The 23,318-nt window shown below is 69.1% G+C and carries 21 protein-coding genes; 20 read left to right on the top strand and 1 reads right to left on the bottom strand.

Annotated features, from left to right (window positions below):
• Positions 1 to 222: 222 nt before the first annotated feature.
• The 20 genes from thrB (at position 223) to ACFYV1_RS26220 (ending at position 21,083) form a co-directional block, all read left to right on the top strand.
• Entirely contained in the window at positions 223 to 1,140 is a 918-nt protein-coding gene (thrB, locus tag ACFYV1_RS26315) for a homoserine kinase (protein ID WP_389398061.1), read from the top strand.
• Positions 1,141 to 1,545: 405 nt separating this feature from the next.
• Positions 1,546 to 3,657, top strand: coding sequence for a transcription termination factor Rho (gene rho, locus ACFYV1_RS26310; RefSeq protein WP_389398060.1), 2,112 nt, complete (start codon positions 1,546 to 1,548; stop codon positions 3,655 to 3,657).
• A gap of 272 nt (positions 3,658 to 3,929) precedes the next feature.
• The gene (locus ACFYV1_RS26305; RefSeq protein ID WP_389398059.1) at positions 3,930 to 5,045 is read left to right on the top strand and encodes an LCP family protein; all 1,116 of its coding nucleotides are present in this window, start codon (positions 3,930 to 3,932) and stop codon (positions 5,043 to 5,045) included.
• 147 nt (positions 5,046 to 5,192) lie between these two features.
• Positions 5,193 to 5,414 carry a 50S ribosomal protein L31 gene (gene rpmE / locus ACFYV1_RS26300; protein ID WP_389398058.1) on the top strand — a complete coding sequence of 74 codons (222 nt, stop codon included), beginning with the start codon at positions 5,193 to 5,195 and terminating at the stop codon, positions 5,412 to 5,414.
• A 289-nt stretch (positions 5,415 to 5,703) separates the two neighbouring features.
• Positions 5,704 to 6,783, top strand: coding sequence for a peptide chain release factor 1 (gene prfA, locus ACFYV1_RS26295; RefSeq protein WP_389398057.1), 1,080 nt, complete (start codon positions 5,704 to 5,706; stop codon positions 6,781 to 6,783).
• A gap of 53 nt (positions 6,784 to 6,836) precedes the next feature.
• On the top strand, positions 6,837 to 7,682 hold the full coding sequence (gene prmC, locus ACFYV1_RS26290; protein WP_389398056.1) for a peptide chain release factor N(5)-glutamine methyltransferase: 846 nt from the start codon (positions 6,837 to 6,839) through the stop codon (positions 7,680 to 7,682).
• 40 nt (positions 7,683 to 7,722) lie between these two features.
• Positions 7,723 to 8,370: an L-threonylcarbamoyladenylate synthase gene (locus tag ACFYV1_RS26285; RefSeq protein ID WP_389398055.1), complete on the top strand. Its 648-nt coding sequence runs from the start codon at positions 7,723 to 7,725 to the stop codon at positions 8,368 to 8,370.
• The gene (locus ACFYV1_RS26280) at positions 8,367 to 9,041 is read left to right on the top strand and encodes a protein-tyrosine-phosphatase (protein ID WP_389398054.1); all 675 of its coding nucleotides are present in this window, start codon (positions 8,367 to 8,369) and stop codon (positions 9,039 to 9,041) included. Before ACFYV1_RS26285 ends, ACFYV1_RS26280 begins: the two co-directional genes overlap by 4 nt.
• A gap of 670 nt (positions 9,042 to 9,711) precedes the next feature.
• Positions 9,712 to 10,968, top strand: coding sequence for a serine hydroxymethyltransferase (glyA, locus tag ACFYV1_RS26275; protein ID WP_389398053.1), 1,257 nt, complete (start codon positions 9,712 to 9,714; stop codon positions 10,966 to 10,968).
• Positions 10,969 to 11,085: 117 nt separating this feature from the next.
• A complete protein-coding gene (locus tag ACFYV1_RS26270) occupies positions 11,086 to 12,444 on the top strand; it encodes an MraY family glycosyltransferase (protein ID WP_389398052.1) in 1,359 nt (452 codons plus the stop codon).
• Positions 12,445 to 12,717: 273 nt separating this feature from the next.
• On the top strand, positions 12,718 to 13,155 hold the full coding sequence (locus ACFYV1_RS26265; protein ID WP_389398051.1) for a hypothetical protein: 438 nt from the start codon (positions 12,718 to 12,720) through the stop codon (positions 13,153 to 13,155).
• Positions 13,156 to 13,380: 225 nt separating this feature from the next.
• On the top strand, positions 13,381 to 14,193 hold the full coding sequence (gene atpB, locus ACFYV1_RS26260) for a F0F1 ATP synthase subunit A (RefSeq protein ID WP_389398050.1): 813 nt from the start codon (positions 13,381 to 13,383) through the stop codon (positions 14,191 to 14,193).
• A 75-nt stretch (positions 14,194 to 14,268) separates the two neighbouring features.
• Complete coding sequence (gene atpE / locus ACFYV1_RS26255) at positions 14,269 to 14,499, top strand: ATP synthase F0 subunit C (protein WP_389398049.1); 231 nt, start codon at positions 14,269 to 14,271, stop codon at positions 14,497 to 14,499.
• 38 nt (positions 14,500 to 14,537) lie between these two features.
• Positions 14,538 to 15,095 carry a F0F1 ATP synthase subunit B gene (locus ACFYV1_RS26250; RefSeq protein ID WP_389398048.1) on the top strand — a complete coding sequence of 186 codons (558 nt, stop codon included), beginning with the start codon at positions 14,538 to 14,540 and terminating at the stop codon, positions 15,093 to 15,095.
• Positions 15,092 to 15,907, top strand: a complete 816-nt coding sequence (locus ACFYV1_RS26245; RefSeq protein ID WP_389398047.1) for a F0F1 ATP synthase subunit delta — start codon at positions 15,092 to 15,094, stop codon at positions 15,905 to 15,907. The genes ACFYV1_RS26250 and ACFYV1_RS26245 overlap by 4 nt, the downstream gene beginning before the upstream one ends.
• Positions 15,908 to 16,048: 141 nt before the next feature.
• Positions 16,049 to 17,641, top strand: coding sequence for a F0F1 ATP synthase subunit alpha (gene atpA / locus ACFYV1_RS26240; RefSeq protein ID WP_389398046.1), 1,593 nt, complete (start codon positions 16,049 to 16,051; stop codon positions 17,639 to 17,641).
• Between the two features lie 21 nt (positions 17,642 to 17,662).
• Positions 17,663 to 18,580: a F0F1 ATP synthase subunit gamma gene (locus tag ACFYV1_RS26235; protein ID WP_389398045.1), complete on the top strand. Its 918-nt coding sequence runs from the start codon at positions 17,663 to 17,665 to the stop codon at positions 18,578 to 18,580.
• Positions 18,580 to 20,022 carry a F0F1 ATP synthase subunit beta gene (gene atpD / locus ACFYV1_RS26230; protein ID WP_389398044.1) on the top strand — a complete coding sequence of 481 codons (1,443 nt, stop codon included), beginning with the start codon at positions 18,580 to 18,582 and terminating at the stop codon, positions 20,020 to 20,022. The genes ACFYV1_RS26235 and atpD overlap by 1 nt, the downstream gene beginning before the upstream one ends.
• A gap of 110 nt (positions 20,023 to 20,132) precedes the next feature.
• A complete protein-coding gene (locus ACFYV1_RS26225) occupies positions 20,133 to 20,507 on the top strand; it encodes a F0F1 ATP synthase subunit epsilon (RefSeq protein ID WP_389398043.1) in 375 nt (124 codons plus the stop codon).
• 129 nt (positions 20,508 to 20,636) lie between these two features.
• Positions 20,637 to 21,083, top strand: a complete 447-nt coding sequence (locus tag ACFYV1_RS26220) for a DUF2550 domain-containing protein (RefSeq protein ID WP_389398042.1) — start codon at positions 20,637 to 20,639, stop codon at positions 21,081 to 21,083.
• Positions 21,084 to 21,354: 271 nt separating this feature from the next.
• Here the strand turns inward: ACFYV1_RS26220 and ACFYV1_RS26215 are convergent, their stop codons facing one another.
• Positions 21,355 to 23,118, bottom strand: a complete 1,764-nt coding sequence (locus tag ACFYV1_RS26215; protein WP_389398234.1) for a glycosyl hydrolase family 18 protein — start codon at positions 23,116 to 23,118, stop codon at positions 21,355 to 21,357.
• Positions 23,119 to 23,318: the final 200 nt, after the last annotated feature.

The following is a 23,318-nucleotide window of genomic DNA, read 5'->3' as shown; positions in this document are numbered from 1 at the left end:
GTAGAGGCACAGGAGGCTCGCGACACGCATCGTGCGCCTCCTGTGCGCCCTATGTCGCAGGTGAACCTTCCTTCGATAGGCTGTACCCGAACCCGGCCCGGCCGCATATGCGCGGCGTCCTTGCCGTCGCGGTGTTTCCGCCACCGAGGCCCACGGGTATTCCTGCCTCTCGAACCCATCTTGTACATCCCGCAGTTCAGAACCAAGGAGAGTCGTCGAGCGATGGCCGGTCCAGCGTTCCGCGCCGCCGCCGTCCGGGTGCGCGTCCCCGCAACCAGCGCCAATCTCGGTCCGGGCTTCGATGCCCTCGGGCTGTCGCTCGGTCTGTACGACGACGTGGTCGTCCGGGTCGCGGACTCCGGTCTGCACATCGACATCGCCGGTGAAGGCGCGTCGACCCTGCCCCGCGACGAGAACCACCTGCTCGTACGGGCGCTGCGCACGGCCTTCGACCTGCTGGGCGGGCAGCCGCGCGGCCTCGAGGTCGTCTGCGCCAACCGCATCCCGCACGGCCGCGGCCTCGGCTCGTCCTCCGCCGCGATCTGCGCCGGCATCGTCGCGGCGCGCGCCGTGACGATAGGGGGCGACGCGAAGCTCGACGACGCGGCGCTGCTCGAGCTCGCCACCGAGATCGAGGGGCACCCCGACAACGTCGCGGCCTGCCTCCTCGGCGGATTCACCCTCGCCTGGACCGAGTCGGGAGCGGCGCGCGCGATCAGGATGGATCCCGCCGATTCCGTCGTTCCAGTGGTTTTCGTCCCCGGCAATCCCGTGCTCACCGAGACGGCCCGCGGCCTTCTGCCGCGCACCGTTCCCCATGTCGACGCCGCCACCAACGCCGGCCGGGCCGCCCTCCTCGTCGAGGCCCTGACCAGGCGTCCCGAACTGCTGCTTCCCGCCACGGAGGACCGTCTCCACCAGGAGTACCGGGCCCCGGCGATGCCGCAGAGCGTCGAGCTTGTGAACCGACTGCGCGCCGACGGCGTCCCCGCAGTCATCTCCGGTGCGGGCCCCACGGTGCTCGCACTGGCCGAGGACAGTGCGGCCGACAAGGTCGCACGCCTGGCGGGCGAGGGCTGGGCGGCCAACCGGCTCGCCTTCGACGCCGCCGGTGCGAGCGTCCTGCCGCTCGCACCCTAGGGGCACACGATCGCCACACGATTGCCGGTGAGAGAGAGGGGGAATGTTTGTTGGAGCCGGTAGTGTTAACCTCAAGTCAGCAGCCGTCGTCTGTACGACGCGGTGCTTTGTGTCCCCCATCGGGACCACATTCTTCCGGGAGCCTCCCCAAACTGCTTTGAGCAGCCCGCCTGAGCAGTTTCGAGCACGCTCCGGAACCGGCACGACACCCCTCGCTTTTTCCAGGAGTGGGCCGAGCAGGGGGACCTCGAGCCGGACCTCGCACGTATGCATGTATCTCTCTCCGCCGTCAATTTCCCGGCGGGACCACCGCTCCGGATCGGTCCACAACCCAGGACCGCAGCCGGACAGCACAACCGGTCGCCGAGCCAGAAGGCCGACGTCCGCTCCAGGGAAGGACCCTTCGTGAGCGACACCACCGATCTGATGGGCGTGAGTGCCGACAACAACGTCGACAACGCCGCGCCCGCCACAGGTGCTGCCTCCGGCACCACCTCACGGCGCCGCCGCTCCGGCACCGGCCTCGAGGGCATGGTCCTGGCCGAGCTGCAGCAGGTCGCGTCCGGCCTCGGCATCAGGGGCACCGCGCGTATGCGCAAGAGCCAGCTGATCGAGGTCATCAAGGAGGCGCAGGCCGGAGGGACCTCCACGGCGAAGAGCGCCGAGACGGGTACCGGCGAGGCCACGGCCAAGCCGAAGCGCCGCGCCACCTCCAAGGCCCGTACGGGTGATGACGCCGCCGCTCCGGCCGCCGAGAAGACGGCGAAGGCCGAGAAGGCGGACCAGGCCGAGAAGGCCGTCGCCCAGCAGCAGATCGAGATCCCGGGACAGCCCGCCGGGGGCACCGCCCAGGCCGCGGGCTCCGGGGGCGAGGACCAGCCGGCCGGTGAGCGCCGCCGTCGTCGTGCCACCGCGCAGGCGGGCAGCCCCGACACCCGTACCGAGGGCCGGGGCGACACCGCCGTCGAGGTCAAGGCCGAGGTCAGGACCGAGGCGCAGCCCGACTCCAAGGCCGAGGCCGCCACCGACACCGCCGAAGGCCGTCGTGACCGCGGTCAGCGCGGGGAGCGCGGCGAGCGTGGCGAGCGCGGGGAGCGTGGAGACCGCGCCGAGCGTGGGGACCGCGGTGAGCGTGGCGAGCGCGGTGACCGCCGTGAGCGTCAGCGCGACCGCCGTGGCAAGGGCGACGACCAGCAGCAGAGCGGTGGCCAGCGCCAGCAGCGTCAGGGCGGCGGCCAGCAGAACACCGGCCCCCAGGACGACTTCGACGACGAGGCCGGCGGCCGTCGTGGACGCCGCGGCCGCTACCGCGACCGCCGTGGCCGCCGTGGCCGTGACGACTTCCAGGCCGGCGAGCCGCAGGTCGCGGACGACGACGTCCTGATCCCCGTCGCGGGCATCCTGGACATCCTCGACAACTACGCGTTCATCCGGACCTCCGGCTACCTGCCGGGCCCGAACGACGTGTACGTCTCCCTCGCCCAGGTCCGCAAGAACGGCCTGCGCAAGGGTGACCACGTCACCGGTGCCGTGCGCCAGCCCAAGGACGGCGAGCGCCGCGAGAAGTTCAACGCGCTGGTCCGTCTGGACTCCCAGAACGGCATGGCGCCCGAATCCGGGCGCGGACGGCCGGAGTTCAACAAGCTGACCCCGCTGTACCCGCAGGACCGGCTGCGCCTCGAGACCGACCCGGGCGTCCTGACGACCCGGATCATCGACCTCGTGTCGCCGATCGGAAAGGGCCAGCGAGGCCTGATCGTGGCCCCGCCGAAGACCGGCAAGACCATGATCCTGCAGGCGATCGCCAACGCGATCACCGTCAACAGCCCCGAGTGCCACCTGATGGTCGTCCTGGTCGACGAGCGTCCGGAAGAGGTCACCGACATGCAGCGGTCGGTGAAGGGCGAGGTCATCTCCTCGACCTTCGACCGCCCCGCGGAGGACCACACCACGGTCGCGGAGCTGGCCATCGAGCGCGCCAAGCGTCTCGTCGAGCTCGGTCACGACGTGGTCGTCCTGCTGGACTCGATCACCCGTCTGGGCCGTGCGTACAACCTCGCGGCCCCGGCCTCCGGGCGCATCCTGTCCGGTGGTGTCGACTCGACCGCGCTCTACCCGCCGAAGCGCTTCTTCGGTGCCGCGCGCAACATCGAGGACGGCGGATCGCTGACCATCCTCGCGACGGCGCTGGTGGACACCGGTTCGCGCATGGACGAGGTGATCTTCGAGGAGTTCAAGGGCACCGGCAACATGGAGCTCAAGCTCGACCGGAAGCTCTCGGACAAGCGCATCTTCCCGGCGGTGGACGTGGACGCGTCCAGCACCCGTAAGGAAGAGATCCTGCTCGGCAGCGACGAGCTCGCCGTCACCTGGAAGCTGCGTCGTGTGCTGCACGCGCTGGACCAGCAGCAGGCGATCGAGCTGCTGCTCGACAAGATGAAGCAGACGAAGTCGAACGGCGAGTTCCTGCTGCAGATCCAGAAGACGACTCCGTCCGCCGGCAACGGCAACGACTAAGAGATTCGCCACAGCCGCCGGACCCCGCGAGGGTCCGGCGCAGGGCCTTCAAAGCTCCGCCCGCACCGGCCGAAAGCGCTGGTGAGGGCGGAGTGCGGGCCCGAGGAACGGTCCGTCGGGCCCACCGTGCGTCGCGCGGTGGGCCCGACGCGTTCTCAAGGAGTTCTCATCCCGCCGTGCAACGCTTCTCGCTGCTTCGACGTCTGAACGACTACCGACAAACAGTGCCCGACACCGAACCCCGGGTGGACGGGCCGAGAGCCGAGGAGAGCATGAGCGAGCAGAGCGGCAGCAGCCGAATAGGCGGCCGCGGCGGCCGTGGCGGCAGTCGCCGCGGGCAGCACGCCACGGCACGCCGGGTGTGGACGGTCGCGGCATGGGTCGCGGCGGCCCTCGTGTTCGTCGGCGGCTCCGGGCTCGGGCTGCTCTACTTCAAGCTCAACGGAAACCTCCAGGGCGTCGACATCGACCAGGCACTGGGGGAGGACCGCCCCAAGAACGTCGACAACGGCTCCATGGACATCCTGGTCCTCGGCTCCGACTCCCGTTCCGGCAGCAACGCCGAGTACGGCGTCGATGAGGGCGCCGCCCGCTCGGACACCGCGATGGTGGTGCACGTCTACCAGGGCCGCAAGACGGCGAGCGTCGTCTCCGTACCGCGTGACACCCTCGTCGAGCGGCCCGCCTGCACGGCCGGCGACGGCACCGCGGTCCCCGGCGCGCAGCGGGCGATGTTCAACACCGCGTACGAGGTCGGCGGCCCCGCCTGCGCCGTGAAGACCGTCGAGGCGATGTCCGGCATCCGCATGGACCACTACATCGAGGTCGACTTCACCGGTTTCAAGAAGCTCATCGACGAACTCGGCGGCGTCGACATCACCACCACGCAGCCGATCAACGACAGCAAGAGCCATCTGAACCTCCCGCCCGGCACCCACAGCCTGGACGGCGAGCAGGCCCTCGGCCTGGTCCGTACCCGCAAGAGCGTCGGCGACGGCAGCGACCTGGGGCGCATCCAGCTCCAGCAGGCGTTCATGAAGGCGTTCATCGAGCAGGTCAAGGACGTCGGGGTCTTCGGCAACCCCAAGAAGCTGCTGGACCTCGCCGACGCCGGCACGCAGGCGATCACGCCCGATGCGGGGCTGGACTCCGTGAACGAGCTGATGGGCTTCGCCAGGGGGCTCAGCGCCCTGGGCCCCGAGGACGTCCACATGATCACAATGCCGGTGGAGTACGACCCGAACGACCCCAACCGTGTCGTCCCGGTCGAGGCAGGCGCCCGGCAGGTGTGGAGCGCGCTCAAGCAGGACAGGCCGATCCCGGCCTCCGCGGTCGAGGACTCGGCCGGCGACAAGGGCGAGGCCGCCGTCGTGGTGAAGAGCCAGTAATACCCACCCGGAGCGCCAGGAATACTTCCGTCACCACCCCGGTTTTGGGAGATACGGCCTGTCCTGGCAGACTGGTACGTCGGCCCCGGTTCACGTACGAGCATCCCGCCCGTGCGACCCGGTGCCCTCCCGAAACTAGGAGACACCTTGAAGCGCGACATCCACCCCCAGTACGTCGAGACCCAGGTCAGCTGCACCTGTGGCGCGTCGTTCACCACTCACAGCACGATCGAGAGCGGCAGCATCCGCGCCGAGGTCTGCTCCGAGTGCCACCCGTTCTACACGGGCAAGCAGAAGATCCTCGACACCGGTGGCCGCGTGGCCCGCTTCGAGGCCCGCTTCGGCAAGGCCGGCTCCGCCAAGAAGTAGCGAGCCACTGCGCCGGTCCTTGGCCGCCCATTTCCCGGGTGGCCGAGACCGGCGCTTTGTCCGTTCTGAGCAGCGCTCCGAGTCCGAGCGGGCGCTCCGGGGCCCATCAGGCACCGGATCCTGTCCGGCACCGGGTCCCACCGGCCACCGGGTCCTCTCCGGTACCGGGACCCACCAGGCACCGCGGGCCCGGTCGAGCACCCCGGGCCCGGGCAGGCAGCCGGAGACCGCGCAAGCACTCCGAGCAGCCACCGCAGCCACCCTTCGCGTACGAAACCAGGAGCCCCCGATGTTCGAGGCGGTCGAGGAACTGATCGGCGAACACGCCGATCTCGAGAAGAAGCTCGCCGACCCGTCGGTCCACGCCGACCAGGCAGGCGCGCGCAGGCTCAGCAAGCGCTACGCCGAGCTCACCCCGATCGTCGGCACGTACCGCTCCTGGAAGCAGACCGGTGACGACGTCGCCACGGCGCGCGAATTCGCCGCCGACGACCCGGACTTCGCCGCCGAGGTGAAGGAGCTGGAGAAGCAGCGCGAGGCGCTCACCGAGAAGCTCCGGCTGCTGCTCGTCCCGCGCGACCCCAGCGACGACAAGGACGTCATCCTCGAGGTCAAGGCCGGCGCGGGCGGCGACGAGTCGGCCCTGTTCGCCGGCGACCTGCTGCGGATGTATCTGCGCTACGCCGAGCGCGTCGGCTGGAAGACCGAGATCATCGACGCCACCGAGTCCGAGCTCGGCGGCTACAAGGACGTCCAGGTCGCGGTCAAGACCAAGGGCGGCCAGGGAGCCACGGAGCCCGGCCAGGGCGTGTGGGCGCGGCTCAAGTACGAGGGCGGTGTGCACCGCGTGCAGCGCGTCCCCGCCACCGAGTCGCAGGGCCGTATCCACACCTCCGCCGCCGGTGTGCTCGTCACGCCGGAGGCCGAGGAGATCGACGTCGAGATCCACGCCAACGATCTGCGCGTCGACGTCTACCGCTCGTCGGGTCCCGGCGGCCAGTCCGTCAACACCACCGACTCCGCGGTGCGCATCACGCACCTGCCGACCGGCATCGTCGCCTCCTGCCAGAACGAGAAGAGCCAGCTCCAGAACAAGGAGCAGGCCATGCGTATCCTGCGCTCCAGGCTGCTCGCCGCAGCCCAGGAGGAGGCCGAGAAGGAAGCCGCGGACGCCCGCCGCAGCCAGGTCCGCACGGTTGACCGGTCCGAGAAGATCCGTACGTACAACTTCCCGGAAAACCGGATCTCGGACCACCGTGTCGGTTTCAAGGCGTACAACTTGGACCAGGTGCTCGACGGAGAGCTGGACCCCGTGATCCAGGCATGCGTCGACGCGGACTCCGCCGCCAAACTCGCGGCCGCGCAGTAACCCCGAACGGGTTCGCGGGCGGTCCGCACGAGCGTCACAGGAAGGGTAGGCGCGTGAATCTGCTGCTTGCCGAGGTGGCTCAGGCCACCCAGCGGCTGGCCGACGCCGGCGTGCCGTCGCCGCGCTTCGACGCGGAGGAACTGGCCGCGTTCGTGCACGGCGTGAAGCGGGGGGAGCTCCACAACGTCAAGGACGCGGACTTCGACGCCCGCTACTGGGAGGCCGTCGCCCGCCGCGAGGCCAGGGAGCCGCTCCAGCACATCACCGGGCGCGCCTTCTTCCGCTACCTGGAGCTCCAGGTGGGCCCTGGCGTCTTCGTGCCCCGTCCGGAGACCGAGTCGGTCGTGGGCTGGGCCATAGACGCCGTACGGGCCATGGACGTCGTCGAACCGCTCATCGTCGACCTGTGCTCCGGCTCCGGCGCCATCGCGCTCGCCATGGCGCAGGAGGTGCCGCGCTCGCGCGTGCACGCCGTGGAGCTGTCGGAGGACGCCCTGAAGTGGACCCGGACGAACGCGGAGGGGTCCAGGGTCACCGTCCACCACGGCGACGCCCTCACCGCGCTGCCCGAGCTCGACGGGCAGGTCGACCTGGTCATCTCCAACCCGCCGTACATCCCCCTCACCGAGTGGGAGTACGTCGCGCCGGAGGCCCGCGACCACGACCCGCAGATGGCTCTGTTCTCCGGCGAGGACGGCCTGGACACCATCCGCGGCATCGAACGCACCGCGCACCGGCTGCTGCGGCCCGGCGGACTCGTCGTCATCGAGCACGCCGACACCCAGGGCGGCCAGGTGCCGTGGATCTTCAACGAGGAATCCGGCTGGGCCGACGCCGCCGACCACCCCGACCTGAACAAGCGGCCGCGGTTCGCCACCGCCCGCAAGGCCACGCCATGACCAAGCAGATGACCAAGCACGTGTACCAGGAGGCCCGCTGATGGCTCGGCGATACGACTGCAACGACGCGACGGACCGCATCACCGGCCTGCGTGAGGCCGCATCGGCCGTCCGCCGCGGCGAGCTCGTCGTGCTGCCCACCGACACCGTGTACGGGATCGGTGCGGACGCCTTCACCTCAGAGGCGGTCGCCGACCTGCTCGACGCCAAGGGCCGCGGCCGCAACATGCCCACCCCGGTCCTCATCGGCTCCCCGAACACCCTGCACGGCCTGGTCACCGACTTCTCCGAGCAGGCCTGGGAACTCGTCGACGCCTTCTGGCCCGGTGCGCTGACCCTCGTCACCAAGCACCAGCCGTCCCTGCAGTGGGACCTGGGCGACACCCGCGGCACCGTCGCGATCCGGATGCCCCTGCACCCCGTCGCGATCGAACTGCTCACCGAGGTCGGCCCGATGGCCGTCTCCAGCGCCAACCTCACGGGACACCCCTCGCCCGAGGACTGCGACGCCGCGCAGGAGATGCTCGGCGACTCCGTCTCCGTCTACCTCGACGGCGGCCCCACCCCGGGCATCGTGCCGTCCTCGATCGTCGACGTGACGGGGAAGGTCCCGGTGCTGCTGCGCGAGGGAGCCGTCTCCGCGGAAGAGCTGCGCAAGGTGGTACCAGACCTCGAGGTGGCCAATTGACCGCCCCTGAGGGGCGTGGCATAGCGGAGACCAGCCGTACGGGCAGTACGGGCGGTACCGGCAACGCGGTTTCGACCTTCCGCATCCTCCACGTCAGCACCGGCAACGTCTGCCGCTCGCCCATCACCGAGCGGCTGACCCGCCATGCCCTGAGCGACCGCCTCGGCGATCCCCTCACGGGCGGCCTGATCGTGGAGAGCGCGGGCACCTGGGGCCACGAGGGAGCCCCGATGGAGGCCAACGCCGAGATCGTCCTCGCGGACTTCGGCGCGGACGCGAGCGGTTTCGTGGGCCGTGAGCTGCTCGACGAGCACGTCATCCGGGCGGACCTGGTGCTGACGGCGACGCGGGACCACCGGGCGCAGGTCATCTCCATGGGCCACTCGGCCGGGCTGCGGACCTTCACGCTCAAGGAGTTCACCCGGCTGGTGCGCGCCATAGACCCGGCGACCCTTCCCGACCCGAGGGAGGAGGGCGTGGTGGAACGTGCGCGCGCGCTGGTGCGGGCGGCGGCGGCTCTACGCGGGTGGCTGCTGGCACCGAGCCCTGACGCGGATGAGGTCTTCGACCCATACGGGGCGCCGATCACGTTCTTCCGGTCGATCGGCGACGAGATTCATCAGGCGCTGGATCCGGTGGTCACGGCGCTGACGGGGGTTCCGGCGCGGTAGCGCCTACGGCGGGCCTGTTCCCCTCCCCGCCCCCTCCCACAACCGGGCTCCGCCCGGACCCGTCCCCCGCCCGGACCCGTCCCCCGCGCTGCGCGCGGTGTTTCCGGGGCTCCGCCCCGTACCCCGCGCCTCAAACGCCGGCGAGGCTGGAGTTGCCGCTGCCGAGCGGGTTCGTTTGCGCGGCGGATGCGGCTCGGCCGGGGGCCTGCCCGTACGTGTGGCGGCGTGTGTGGTGCGTTCGTCCGTACCCCGCGCCTCGAACGCCCGTGAGGCTGGAGTTGCCGCTGCCGTGTGGGCTGGTTCGGGGAGCGGGATGCAGTTCAGCTGGGGGCGCTGCCCCTGCGTCTGGCGGCGTGTGTGGTGCGTTCGTCCGGATCTCCGCGCCTCAAACGCCGGCGAGGCTGGAGTTGCCGCTGCCGAGCGGGCTGGTTTGCTGGGCGGGATGAGGCTCGGCTGGGGCGCTGCCCCCGCGTTGCCTCCGCCTCGGCCGCCAGGCCGTAGGGGGAGGCCGCGGCCCCCGCGCGGAGCGCGAGCGCGGTACGTCGCCCGCGGGCGGGGCAGGAGCCCGGGCGGAGTCCGATGGCCGTCTCCAGGGGCGCATACACCGCGCGGGGCATCCGCGCCGGTTCTACTGTGGAGGGGCCGCACAGGCCAGAGGACCGGAGCCGTCATGTCCGTCACCCGTGAAGCGCCCGCCCACAGCGCCCCCTCGTTCGCCGAGTTGCGCCGCCAGGACCCCCAGGTCGCGGACATCCTGCTCGGTGAGGCGCAGCGTCAGTCGACCACGCTCCAGCTCATCGCCGCCGAGAACTTCACCTCGCCCGCGGTGCTCGCCGCGCTCGGGTCGCCGCTCGCGAACAAGTACGCGGAGGGCTATCCCGGCGCCCGCCACCACGGTGGATGCGAACTCGTCGACGCGGCCGAGCGCATCGCGATCGAGCGTGCCAAGGCGCTGTTCGGGGCGGAGCACGCGAACGTGCAACCGCACTCCGGTTCCTCCGCCGTTCTCGCCGCGTACGCGGCCCTGCTGCGCCCCGGCGACACCGTGCTCGCCATGGGCCTCCCGTACGGCGGGCACCTCACCCACGGCTCGCCCGCGAACTTTTCCGGCCGCTGGTTCGACTTCGTCGGCTACGGCGTGGAGGCGGAGACCGGTCTGGTCGACTACCACCAGGTGCGCCACCTGGCCCGTCAGCACCGGCCGAAGGCGATCGTCTGCGGGTCGATCTCGTATCCCCGGCACCTCGACTACGCGCAGTTCCGCGAGATCGCGGACGAGGTCGGCGCGTATCTGATCGCCGACGCGGCGCATCCGATCGGTCTGGTCGCCGGTGGTGCCGCGCCCAATCCGGTCCCTTACGCGGATGTGGTGTGCGCCACCACGCACAAGGTGCTGCGCGGGCCGCGCGGCGGGATGATCCTTTGCGGTTCCGAGCTCGCGGAGCGTGTCGATCGGGCGGTCTTCCCGTTCACACAGGGCGGCGCCCAGATGCACACCATCGCCGCGAAGGCGGTCGCGTTCGGCGAGGCGGCGACGCCCGCGTTCACCGCGTACGCGCATCAGGTGGTGGCCAACGCACGGGAGCTCGCGGCGGCGCTCGCCGCGGAGGGCTTCGCCGTGCTGACGGACGGTACGGACACCCATATCGTTGGCGCCGACCCGGTTCACCTGGGTGTGGAGGGCCGGGCCGCCCGCGGCCGGCTCGCCGCCGCGGGGATCGTGCTGGACACATGTGCGCTCCCGTACGGCGACGGTCGCGGCATCCGGTTGGGCACCGCCGCCGTCACCACCCAGGGCATGGGCCGCCCGGAGATGGGCCGGATCGCGGCCCTGTTCACGGCGGCGCTCCGGAACGAGGGAGAGGCGCGCGACATCCGCGCGAAGGTGCGGGATCTCGTCGCCGGGCATCCGCCGTTCGCGGGGTAGCGGCGTTGCCGTGCTGTCGCTGTGCAACCATCGCAAGCCCCCGTGTGTCCTCAAGCATGTGGCTACCACAGCTAGGGTGTGGGGCTGAGATGGCCAGCGATTTCTGTGGGGCAGCCCGTGCGTGATTACCTGCTGACGCTATGTGTCACGGCCGCGGTGACGTATCTCCTCACCGGTCCGGTGAGGAAGTTCGCCATCGCCAGTGGTGCGATGCCCGAGATTCGCGCCCGCGACGTGCACCGCGAACCGACGCCGAGGCTCGGCGGCATCGCGATGTTCTTCGGCCTGTGCGCGGGGCTGCTGGTCGCGGACCATCTGGAGAACCTGAACGGCGTCTTCGAGCTGTCGAACGAGCCACGGGCCCTGCTGTCCGGTGCCGCCGTGATCTGGATCATCGGCGTCCTGGACGACAAGTTCGAGATCGACGCCCTGATCAAGCTGGGCGGCCAGATGATCGCCGCCGGCGTCATGGTCGTACAGGGTCTGACCATCCTGTGGATCCCGGTCCCCGGTGTGGGCACCGTCTCGCTGACCAGCTGGCAGGGGACCCTGCTGACGGTCGCCCTGGTCGTCATCACCATCAACGCGGTGAACTTCGTCGACGGTCTCGACGGCCTCGCGGCCGGCATGGTGTGCATCGCGGCGGCGGCGTTCTTCGTCTACGCGTACCGGATCTGGGTCAGCTACGGCATCGAGGCCGCCGCGCCCGCCAGCCTGTTCACCGCGATCCTGATGGGAATGTGCCTGGGCTTCCTGCCGCACAACATGCATCCCGCGCGGATCTTCATGGGCGACTCGGGCTCGATGCTGATCGGGCTCGTGCTCGCGGCGGCCGCGATCTCGGTGACGGGGCAGGTCGACATGGACGCCCTGAAGCTCTACGAGGGCGGAACCCGCGAGGCGACGCACGCGGCGCTGCCGGTCTTCATCCCGCTGCTGCTGCCGCTGACGATCATCGCGATCCCGGTCGCCGACCTGCTGCTGGCGATCGTCCGCCGTACCTGGAAGGGCCAGTCGCCGTTCGCCGCGGACCGCGGCCACCTGCACCACCGGCTCCTCGAGATCGGGCACTCCCACAGCAGGGCCGTGCTGATCATGTACTTCTGGTCCGCCCTGATCGCCTTCGGCGTTGTCGCGTACTCGGTGCACGCGGTGATCTGGATCGTGCTGGTCGTCGTCGTACTGAGCGCGGTCGGACTGGTGCTGTTGCTGCTGCCGCGTTTCACGCCGCGGGCTCCTGGCTGGGCGGAGGCGTTCGTACCGCCGCGTTACCGCCGGCGGAGCCGCCGGGCGCATCAGGCGGTGGCCCCGGCCGCGGAGGGTTCGGCGACGACGTCGTTCGAGGACGACGTGGACCGCCTGCACGACGAGGAGCGGATCCCCGTCCGGGTGGGCGTGGGCGGCGTCAACGGAGCGACCGCCATCGGCCCCCGTTCGCGCTTCTCGGACCGGCGGAAGGCCGGCACGCGAGGCTGACACGGGTACCGAACAGTCGGCATTCGGCCTCATTACCAGACATAGCGACCAGTTGTCGTGCACACACGGGCGCGTTCACTCTCATGTGTGAGAGTTGGCACACCACTGGGTAAAGACCTCATCAAATAGTTTGTGATACCGTTCACGAGACCCGGAGACAGCGCCGAAGGACCGTAGTGCGACGGTTCGTTGGCCCCGAGGACCTATCTCGGACCGGGCTTACGCTCGTCCATGACGACACCACTGCCCCCACCAGCAAGCGGAGCTGCCGCCATGCCGTCCAACGACGCACGCACTCTCCTTCTCGCCGCCGTACCCACCGCTGTCGCCGGCGCCGTCGCCGCTGTGATCAGCGGCGTGGTCGCCGGTGGCAAGGGGGCGATCGGCGCCGTCGTCGGCACCCTGGTGGTGATCCTCTTCATGGGGATGGGCATGCTGGTGCTGCAGCGGACGGCGAAGAACTTTCCGCACTTGTTCCAGGCGATGGGGCTGATGCTCTACACGGCGCAGCTGCTGTTGCTTCTCGTCTTCATGATGGCGTTCCAGGACACCACCCTGTTCGACGCCAAGGCCTTCGCCTTCACGCTCCTCGCGGCGACCGTCGTCTGGGTCACCGCGCAGGCACGTGCCTACATGAAGACGAAGATCCTCTACGTCGATCCCGAGTCCGCCAAGGGTGAGAACCCCGTGAAGACGGGCCCGGCGGCGTGAGAGGTAGGGGCGGGATAAACGGTCGTTCGCGATCCTGCTATCGTCCGGTGCCAACTGCGGCACTGCGGGCGCGGGCATCTGAGCTGACGCCTGTTCCATCGCGAGGCTCAACGCCTGACAGCCGCCCCCACATCCGAAACACCAGTCCAGTGCCGAACCGCGGCCGCGTGCCGCGCCGACACAACGAGGTTGCCGTACCTATGCGCCACGCTGAAGGAGCCCGCGGTGAGTGCTGACCCCCAGATGCTCGCCTTCGACGCAAGCTGTCAGATCTTCAGGGACTGTGGCTTCCCGGCGCCCGGGCTCCACTCCTTCCTGTTCAAGCCCATCTTCACCGTCGGCGGCTTCGAGTTCAACAAGGCCATGCTGCTGGCATTTCTGTCGACGCTCGTCGTCGTCGGGTTCTTCTGGGCGGCGTTCAGCAAGCCGAAGATGGTCCCGGGCAAGCTTCAGATGGTCGGCGAGGCCGGTTACGACTTCGTCCGCCGCGGGATCGTCTACGAGATCATGGGCAAGAAGGACGGCGAGAAGTACGTCCCGCTGATGGTCTCGCTGTTCTTCTTCATCTGGATCATGAACATGTGGTCCGTGATCCCGCTCGCCCAGTTCCCGGTGACGTCGATCATCGCGTACCCGGCGGCCCTGGCGATCCTGGTCTACGTGCTCTGGGTGAGCCTGACCTTCAAGACCCACGGTTTCGTCGGCGGCTGGAAGAACATCACCGGCTACGACAACTCGCTGGGCCCGGTCAAGTGGCTCGTCGCGTTCATCGACCTGTTCTCCAACCTGCTCATCCGGCCGTTCACCCACGCGGTCCGGCTCTTCGCGAACATGTTCGCGGGTCACATGCTGCTGGTGATGTTCACCCTCGCCAGCTGGTACCTGCTGAACGGCATCGGCATCGTCTACGCCGGTACCTCGTTCATCATGGTCATCGCGATGACCGCCTTCGAGCTCTTCATCCAGGCTGTCCAGGCCTACGTCTTCGTACTCCTGGCCTGCAGCTACCTCCAGGGCGCGCTCGCCAAGAGCCACTGAGCGACCCGACCCCCCGACCAACAGACGTCCGGTGGCCAACCCCCACCGGTCCGTGAAAGAGAAGGAAGAACTGGCATGTCCCAGACCCTTGCCGCCGTCACCGGCAACCTCGGCTCCATCGGTTACGGCCTTGCCGCGATCGGCCCCGGCGTCGGCGTCGGCATCATCTTCGGTAACGGCACCCAGGCCCTCGCCCGTCAGCCCGAGGCGGCCGGCCTGATCCGCACCAACCAGATCATGGGTTTCGCCTTCTGTGAGGCGCTTGCCCTCATCGGCATCGTCATGGGCTTCGTCTTCAAGTCCTAATCGACTGAGCAGCCCAACACTTTACGGAAGGCACTGATGTGAACCCTCTGGTTCAGCAGCTCGCGGCTGTGGAGGAGCAGAACCCGCTCGTTCCGCACCTCGACGAGCTCGTCATCGGCCTGATCGCCTTCGCTATCGTCTTCTTCTTCCTCGCGAAGAAGCTCCTCCCGAACATCAACAAGGTTCTGGAAGAGCGTCGTGAGGCCATCGAAGGCGGCATCGAGAAGGCCGATGCGGCCAAGATCGAGGCCGAGAGCGTACTTGAGCAGTACAAGGCGCAGCTCGCCGAGGCCCGTCACGAGGCCGCTCGGCTGCGCCAGGAGGCCACCGAGCAGGGCACCGCGATCATCGCTGAGATGAAGGCGGAAGGCCAGCGGCAGCGCGAGGAGATCATCGCGGCCGGTCACGCCCAGATCGAGGCCGACCGCAAGGCCGCGGCGTCCGCGCTGCGTCAGGACGTGGGCAAGCTCGCCACCGACCTGGCCGGCAAGCTGGTCGGCGAGTCCCTCGAGGACCACGCCCGCCAGAGCCGCACCATCGACCGCTTCCTCGACTCGCTCGAGGACGGCGCTTCGAAGGCCGAGGCCACCCGATGAACGGAGCCAGCCGCGAGGCGCTGGCCGCCGCGCACGAGTCGCTCGACGCGCTGACCGACAACACCTCGGTCGACGCGGCGAAGCTCGCCGGCGAGCTGGCTGCCGTAACCGTGCTGCTCGACCGTGAGGTGTCGCTGCGTCGGGTCCTCACCGACCCGGCGCAGGCCGCCGAGGCCAAGGCCGAGCTCGCCGGACGTGTGTTCGCCGGTCAGGTCGGTGGCGAGACCACCGACCTGCTCAAGGGCATGGTCCGGTCCCGCTGGTCGCAGTCGCGCGACCTGGTCGACTCGCTCGAGGAGCTGGCGAACACCGCAGACCTCACGGCGGCGCAGAAGACCGGTGTGCTCGACAACGTCGAGGACGAGCTGTTCCGGTTCGGCCGGATCCTTTCGTCCAGCACCGAACTGCGGTCGGCACTGACCAACCGGTCGGCCTCGGCGCCCGCCAAGGGCGAGCTGCTGGGCAGCCTGCTCGGCGGCAAGGCCGACCCGGTGACCGAGCGTCTGGTCGTCCGTCTCGTCACGCACCCGCGGGGACGTAGCCTGGAGACGGGACTCGACTCCCTGTCCAAGCTCGCCGCGGCGCGCCGGGACCGGATGGTCGCCGTCGTCACCTCCGCGGTGCCGCTCACCGAGGCGCAGAAGCAGCGTCTCGGCGCGGGCCTGGCGCGGGTGTACGGCCGTGACATGCACCTCAACCTCGAAGTGGACCCGACGGTCCTCGGCGGGATCTCGGTGCGAGTCGGCGACGAGATCATCAACGGCACCGTCGCGGAGCGTCTCGACGAGGCGACCCGCCGCATGGCCGGCTGACGGCACGCAGCGCAGCGCAGCAACAGAACAAGCATCACCAGCGGCCCGGTTGGGCCGTGCAGAGATTGCAGAAGATTCCTGGGGGTCGCCCCCAGACCCCCAAAGAAACTTCGGGCCCAACAAGGAGAGCAGGGAACCCAGATGGCGGAGCTCACGATCCGGCCGGAGGAGATCCGGGACGCGCTGGAGAACTTTGTCCAGTCGTACCAGCCGGACGCGGCCTCGCGCGAGGAGGTCGGCACGGTCAGCCTGGCCGGCGACGGTATCGCGAAGGTCGAGGGTCTTCCCTCGGCCATGGCGAACGAGCTGCTGAAGTTCGAGGACGGCACCCTCGGTCTCGCCCTCAACCTCGAGGAGCGCGAGATCGGTGCGATCGTCCTCGGCGAGTTCAGTGGTATCGAGGAGGGTCAGCCGGTCACCCGCACCGGTGAGGTCCTCTCGGTCGGCGTCGGCGAGGGCTACCTCGGCCGCGTCGTCGACCCCCTCGGCAACCCGGTCGACGGCCTCGGCGAGATCGCGACCGAGGGCCGCCGCGCCCTTGAGCTGCAGGCCCCGGGCGTCATGGCCCGTAAGTCGGTGCACGAGCCGATGCAGACCGGCTACAAGGCCGTCGACGCGATGGTGCCGATCGGCCGTGGCCAGCGTCAGCTGATCATCGGCGACCGCCAGACCGGCAAGACCGCCCTGGCCGTCGACACGATCATCAACCAGCGTGACAACTGGCGTTCCGGCGACCCGAAGAAGCAGGTCCGCTGCATCTACGTCGCCATCGGCCAGAAGGGCTCGACCATCGCGTCCGTTCGCGGCGCCCTGGAAGAGGCCGGCGCGCTCGAGTACACGACGATCGTCGCCGCCCCGGCGTCCGACCCGGCCGGCTTCAAGTACCTCGCCCCGTACACCGGCTCGGCCATCGGCCAGCACTGGATGTACGACGGCAAGCACGTCCTCATCATCTTCGACGACCTCTCGAAGCAGGCCGACGCCTACCGCGCCGTGTCCCTGCTGCTGCGCCGCCCGCCGGGCCGTGAGGCCTACCCGGGTGACGTCTTCTACCTGCACTCGCGTCTGCTGGAGCGCTGCGCCAAGCTCTCCGACGACATGGGCGCCGGTTCGATGACGGGTCTGCCGATCGTCGAGACCAAGGCGAACGACGTGTCGGCGTTCATCCCGACCAACGTCATCTCCATCACCGACGGCCAGTGCTTCCTGGAGTCCGACCTGTTCAACGCCGGTCAGCGTCCGGCCCTGAACGTCGGTATCTCGGTCTCCCGTGTGGGTGGTTCCGCCCAGCACAAGGCCATGAAGCAGGTCTCCGGCCGTCTGCGCGTGGACCTCGCCCAGTACCGCGAGCTGGAGGCGTTCGCCGCCTTCGGTTCCGACCTGGACGCGGCCTCCAAGGCTCAGATGGAGCGCGGCAAGCGCATGGTCGAGCTGCTCAAGCAGGGCCAGTACCAGCCGATGCCCGTCGAGGAGCAGGTCGTCTCCGTCTGGGCCGGTACCACCGGCAAGATGGACGACGTCCCGGTCGCCGACATCCGCCGTTTCGAGGCCGAGCTGCTGGAGCACCTGCGCCGTGAGCGCAAGGAGCTTCTGACCAGCATCGCCGAGGGCGGCAAGATGTCGGACGACACCCTCCAGTCCGTCGCTGACGCCATCGCCGCGTTCAAGAAGCAGTTCGAGACCTCGGACGGCAAGCTTCTGGGCGAGGACGCTCCGGTCAGCACCGCCAAGTAGACGACGGAAGGGACCTGACTCATGGGAGCCCAGCTCCGGGTCTACAAGCGTCGCATCAAATCCGTCACCGCGACCAAGAAGATCACCAAGGCGATGGAGATGATCGCCGCCTCGCGCATCGTCAAGGCGCAGCGCCAGGTGGCGGCCTCCACGCCGTACGCGACCGAGCTCACCCGTGCGGTGACCGCGGTGGCGACGGGGTCGACGACGAACCACGCCCTGACCACAGAGGCCCAGAACCCGACCCGGGCCGCGATCCTGCTCATCACGAGCGACCGCGGTCTGGCCGGCGGATACTCCGCCAACGCCCTCAAGGCGGCGGAGCAGCTGACCCAGCGGCTCCAGGGCGAGGGCAAGGAGGTCGACGCCTACATCGTCGGCCGCAAGGGTGTGTCGTACTACGGCTTCCGTGAGCGCAAGGTCACGGAGTCGTGGACGGGCTTCACCGACAATCCGACGTACGCGGACGCCAAGCAGGTCGCGGCCCCGCTGATCGCGGCTATCGAGAAGGACACGGCCGAGGGCGGTGTGGACGAGCTCCACATCGTGTTCACCGAGTTCGTCTCGATGCTGACGCAGACGCCGGTGCAGAACCGGTTGCTGCCCCTCAGCCTCGAGAAGGCTCAGGAGGAGACGGACACGAAGGGCGAGATCCTTCCGCTGTTCGACTTCGAGCCGTCGGCCGAGGACGTCCTCGACGCCCTGCTGCCGCGCTACGTCGAGAGCCGTATCTACAACGCGCTGCTCCAGGCCGCTGCCTCCAAGCACGCAGCCACCCGCCGCGCGATGAAGTCGGCGACCGACAACGCCGGAGAGCTCATCAAGAGCCTCTCGCGGCTTGCCAACGCGGCCCGCCAGGCCGAAATCACCCAGGAAATCAGCGAGATCGTCGGTGGCGCCAGCGCCCTGGCCGACGCGACCGCGGGGAGTGACAAGTAATGACGACGACAGTTGAGACGGCCGCTGCCACGGGCCGCGTCGCCCGGGTCATCGGCCCGGTCGTCGACGTGGAGTTCCCCGTCGACGCAATGCCGGAGATCTACAACGCGCTGACCGTCCAGGTCGCCGACCCGGCCGAGGACGGCGCGCTCAAGACGCTGACCCTCGAGGTCGCCCAGCACCTGGGTGACGGCCTGGTCCGCGCGATCTCGATGCAGCCCACCGACGGTCTGGTCCGCCAGGCCCCGGTGACCGACACGGGCAACGGCATCACGGTGCCGGTCGGCGACTTCACCAAGGGCAAGGTGTTCAACACCCTCGGTGAGGTGCTGAACAAGCCCGAGGAGAACGCCAACATCGGCGAGCGCTGGGCGATCCACCGCAAGGCGCCCACCTTCGACCAGCTCGAGTCCAAGACCGAGATGTTCGAGACCGGCGTCAAGGTCATCGACCTTCTCACCCCGTACGTCAAGGGTGGAAAGATCGGTCTGTTCGGTGGTGCCGGTGTCGGCAAGACCGTTCTGATCCAGGAAATGATCTACCGCGTCGCCAACAACCACGACGGTGTGTCGGTGTTCGCGGGCGTCGGTGAGCGTACCCGTGAGGGCAACGACCTCATCGACGAGATGAGCGAGTCGGGCGTCATCGACAAGACCGCACTGGTCTTCGGTCAGATGGACGAGCCCCCGGGCACCCGTCTCCGTGTCGCCCTGGCCGGTCTGACCATGGCGGAGTACTTCCGCGATGTTCAGAAGCAGGACGTGCTCTTCTTCATCGACAACATCTTCCGGTACACCCAGGCCGGCTCCGAGGTGTCCACCCTGCTCGGCCGTATGCCGTCCGCGGTGGGTTACCAGCCGAACCTGGCCGACGAGATGGGTCTGCTGCAGGAGCGCATCACCTCGACGCGTGGTCACTCGATCACCTCGATGCAGGCGATCTACGTTCCCGCGGACGACCTGACCGACCCGGCCCCGGCCACCACCTTCGCCCACCTCGACGCGACGACGGTTCTCTCCCGTCCGATCTCCGAGAAGGGCATCTACCCGGCCGTGGACCCGCTGGACTCCACGTCCCGCATCCTGGACCCGCGCTACATCGCGCAGGAGCACTACGACGCCGCCACGCGCGTCAAGGGAATCCTGCAGAAGTACAAGGACCTCCAGGACATCATCGCGATTCTCGGTATCGACGAGCTGGGCGAGGAGGACAAGCTGGTTGTCCACCGTGCCCGTCGCGTGGAGCGCTTCCTGTCGCAGAACACCCACGTCGCCAAGCAGTTCACCGGCGTGGACGGCTCGGACGTGCCGCTCGACGAGTCGATCGCCGCGTTCAACGCGATCTGCGACGGCGAGTACGACCACTTCCCCGAGCAGGCGTTCTTCATGTGCGGTGGCATCGAGGACCTCAAGGCCAACGCCAAGGAGCTCGGCGTCTCCTGAGTCACCTGACTCGCTGAAGGGGGCGGGTGCGTCCCGCCCCCTTCGTTACGCCATCTAGAATTGACCCAACACCCGGCGAAGCCGCCGGGTGGTGACCCGAGGAGCCAACCTTGGCTGCTGAGCTGCACGTCGAGCTGGTCGCCGCGGACCGCAGTGTCTGGTCCGGCGGGGCCACCCTGGTCGTCGCGCGCACCACGTCCGGCGACATCGGCGTCATGCCCGGTCACCAGCCGCTGCTCGGTGTGCTGGAATCGGGCCCGGTGACCATCCGTACGAGTGAGGGTGGAACCGTCGTCGCCGCGGTGCACGGCGGATTCATCTCGTTCGCGGACAACAAGCTGTCGCTGCTGGCGGAGATCGCCGAGCTGGCGGACGAGATCGATGTCCAGCGCGCCGAGCGTGCGCTGGAGCGCGCCCAGTCGGACACGGACGCCGCCGCCGAGCGGCGTGCCGACGTCCGTCTGCGCGCGGTGGCGGTGCGCTAGTCGCGCCCCGCCGAAGAGTTTGTCCCTCAGCCGCGGCCGGCCCGGATCTCCTCCGGGCCGTGCCGCGGCTGAGGCGATGCAGGTGCACGTGATATTCGGTTACGGGACGATGCGAGGAGGTCGGTGGACATGTTCCTCGCTCTGCTTGTGAGCGGCTGCGTCGTCGCACTGGTGGTGATCGGACTGTTCGTCTTCGGACTGCGCAGGAGACTGATCCAGCGGTCCGGCGGCACCTTCGACTGCAGTCTCCGCTGGAACATCCCCGAGGGCCAGGACCCCACCGGCAAGGGCTGGGTGTACGGGGTCGCCCGCTACAGCGGCGACCGGATCGAGTGGTTCCGGATCTTCTCGTACGCTCCCCGTCCTCGCCGGGTCCTCGAGCGCTCGGCGATCGAGGTGGTCGCGCGCCGCACGCCCGAGGGCGAGGAGGAGCTCGCGCTCCTGTCCGACGCGGTGGTGCTCGGCTGCCTGCACCGGGGGATCCGTCTGGAGCTGGCCATGAGCGAGGACGCCTTGACCGGCTTCCTGGCCTGGCTGGAGGCCGCCCCGCCCGGCCAGAGGGTCAATGTGGCGTGAAGCGGGCTGCTCGTCGCCCGGTCCAGTCCGGTCCAGTCCGGTCCAGTCCGGTTCAGTCCGGTGCAGTCCGGTCCGGTCCGGTCCGAGTCCTGGGGAGACCCGATGCGGCGGGAGACCCCCGGACGCATGGGGAGCGCCGGCGGCACCCGGCACGTCCCGTGAGCCTGTGAGAACGCGTGGCAGTGCATGACGAAGCCCGGGAGAGACGACTCTCCCGGGCTTCGTCGTCAACGGCTCTTCGTCAGCGGTTCCTCGTCAGTGGCCCGGTGAACTATCCGAGGCCGCTGTTGATCGCGCCGACCAGCTCTCCGTTCGCGGTGTCACCGCTGAACTCCCAGAAGAAGGCGCCGCCCAGCCCCTGGTTGTTCGCCCAGCTCATCTTCGAGGTGACGGTCGCCGGGGTGTCGTAGCTCCACCAGTTGGTGCCGCAGTGGGCGTACGCCGTGCCCGCGATCGTCCCGGTGGCCGGGCAGCTGTTCCTGAGGACCTTGTAGTCCTCGATGCCCTGCTCGTACGTGCCGGCGGCCGGTCCGGTCGCGGTACCGCCCGGGGCGGACTGGGTCACACCGGTCCAGCCGCGTCCGTAGAAGCCGATGCCCAGCAGCAGCTTCTTGGACGGCACACCCTTCGCCTTGAACTTGGCGATCGCCTCGGCCGAGTTGAAGCCGGCCTGCGGGATGCCCGAGTACGAGGTGAGCGGGGAGTGCGGAGCCGTCGGGCCCTTGGCGGCCCAGGCGCCGAAGAAGTCGTACGTCATCACGTTGTACCAGTCGATGTACTGCGCGGCGCCGCCGTAGTCGGCCGCGTCGATCTTGCCGCCGGACGAGGCGTCCGCCGTGGTGGCCGCGGTGACCAGGTTGTTCGCACCGAACTTGGCGCGCATGGCCTGCATCATGTTCTTGAAGGCCGCGGGGCCGGACGTGTCGCACGACAGGCCACAGGCGTTCGGGTACTCCCAGTCCAGGTCGATGCCGTCGAAGACATCGGCCCAGCGCGGGTCCTCCACCAGGTCGTAGCAGGACTGCGCGAAGGCAGCCGGGTTCTGCACGGCCTGGCCGAAGCCACCGGACCAGGTCCAGCCGCCGAAGGACCACAGCACCTTGATGTGCGGGTACTTCGCCTTGAGCTTGCGGAGCTGGTTGAAGTTGCCGCGCAGCGGCTGGTCCCAGGTGTCCGCGACGCCGTCGACGCTCTGGTCGGCGGTGTACGCCTTGTCGTAGTCGGCGTAGGCGTCACCGATGGTGCACTTGCCGCCGGTGACGTTGCCGAAGGCGTAGTTGATGTGAGTGATCTTCGACGCGGAGCCGGAGGTCACCAGGTTCTTCACGTGGTAGTTGCGTCCGTAGACGCCCCAGTTGGCGAAGTAGCCCAGCTTGACCTTGTCGCCGGGGCCGGGCTCTCCACCGCCACCGCCGGTGGTGCGGACGGCGACGGCACCGCTGGCCGGTCCGGTCTGGTCGGCGGTGTCGCGCGCCTGGACGGAGTACGAGTAGTCGGTGCCGGCGGTCAGGCCCGTGTTGGTGTAGGTGGTGCCGGTGACCGTGGCGACCTTGGCGCCGTCGCGCAGGACGTCGTAGTTCTTGACGCCGTTGTCGTCGGTGGCCGCGCTCCAGCTCAGCTTCACGGAGGTGTCGGTGACGCCCGAGGCGGTGGGGGTGCCGGGGGCGGAGGGCGGGTTGTCACCGGGGACGCTGCCGCCGTCGCAGGAGGCGCCGTTCAGCTTGCAGTTCGACGGCGAGCCGGAACCGCTGCCGTTGAAGCCGAAGGAGACGGACGCGCCGGGGCCCAGTGTGCCGTTCCAGCCGACGTTCTTGGCGGTCCAGTGGTCACCGGAGTTGGTGACCGTGGCGTCCCAGGCGGAGGTGACCTTCGTACCGGAGGGGAAGTCCCACTCGACGGTCCACGAGTTGATCGTCGTGGTGCCGGTGTTCTTCACCGTCCACTTGCCCTCGAAGCCGGTGCCCCAGTCGGAGCTCTTGGTGTACGTCGCGGTCGCCGAGGTGGCCGCCTCCGCCGGGGAGGCGAGGCCGACCATGGCGGCGAGGGGGAGCAGCAACGCGGTCAGGCCGGCGGTTGCCCTGGCTCTGAATCTTGGTCTCGTGCGGGGGGTTCGCAGCGCTTGAGTGCTCAAGGACGCTCCTCGAGTTGAGTGCGGACATGTCAGGGGTGGTCCATGCACTGGCGCACGCCGCGAGGCTCACCGCAGCGTGCTGGGTGGAGATTAGGGTGGTCTGG

It is taken from the genome of Streptomyces sp. NPDC003023 (assembly GCF_042888225.1).
Taxonomy (GTDB): Bacteria; Actinomycetota; Actinomycetes; order Streptomycetales; family Streptomycetaceae; genus Streptomyces.
Note: the sequence above shows the minus strand (reverse complement) of the source record. Positions and strands in the feature narration are given on the sequence as shown.

What these genes read in the sequence shown, in the direction of transcription:
- atpD (WP_389398044.1), top strand. Translation starts at nt 18,580, where the DNA reads ATGACGACGACAGTTGAGACGGCCGCTGCCACGGGCCGCGTCGCCCGG.
- atpE (WP_389398049.1), top strand. Translation starts at nt 14,269, where the DNA reads ATGTCCCAGACCCTTGCCGCCGTCACCGGCAACCTCGGCTCCATCGGT.
- thrB (WP_389398061.1), top strand. Translation starts at nt 223, where the DNA reads ATGGCCGGTCCAGCGTTCCGCGCCGCCGCCGTCCGGGTGCGCGTCCCC.
- atpA (WP_389398046.1), top strand. Translation starts at nt 16,049, where the DNA reads ATGGCGGAGCTCACGATCCGGCCGGAGGAGATCCGGGACGCGCTGGAG.
- prfA (WP_389398057.1), top strand. Translation starts at nt 5,704, where the DNA reads ATGTTCGAGGCGGTCGAGGAACTGATCGGCGAACACGCCGATCTCGAG.
- ACFYV1_RS26235 (WP_389398045.1), top strand. Translation starts at nt 17,663, where the DNA reads ATGGGAGCCCAGCTCCGGGTCTACAAGCGTCGCATCAAATCCGTCACC.
- ACFYV1_RS26285 (WP_389398055.1), top strand. Translation starts at nt 7,723, where the DNA reads ATGGCTCGGCGATACGACTGCAACGACGCGACGGACCGCATCACCGGC.
- ACFYV1_RS26215 (WP_389398234.1), bottom strand. Translation starts at nt 23,118, where the DNA reads ATGGTCGGCCTCGCCTCCCCGGCGGAGGCGGCCACCTCGGCGACCGCG.
- ACFYV1_RS26245 (WP_389398047.1), top strand. Translation starts at nt 15,092, where the DNA reads ATGAACGGAGCCAGCCGCGAGGCGCTGGCCGCCGCGCACGAGTCGCTC.
- ACFYV1_RS26265 (WP_389398051.1), top strand. Translation starts at nt 12,718, where the DNA reads ATGCCGTCCAACGACGCACGCACTCTCCTTCTCGCCGCCGTACCCACC.
- glyA (WP_389398053.1), top strand. Translation starts at nt 9,712, where the DNA reads ATGTCCGTCACCCGTGAAGCGCCCGCCCACAGCGCCCCCTCGTTCGCC.
- ACFYV1_RS26305 (WP_389398059.1), top strand. Translation starts at nt 3,930, where the DNA reads ATGAGCGAGCAGAGCGGCAGCAGCCGAATAGGCGGCCGCGGCGGCCGT.
- ACFYV1_RS26220 (WP_389398042.1), top strand. Translation starts at nt 20,637, where the DNA reads ATGTTCCTCGCTCTGCTTGTGAGCGGCTGCGTCGTCGCACTGGTGGTG.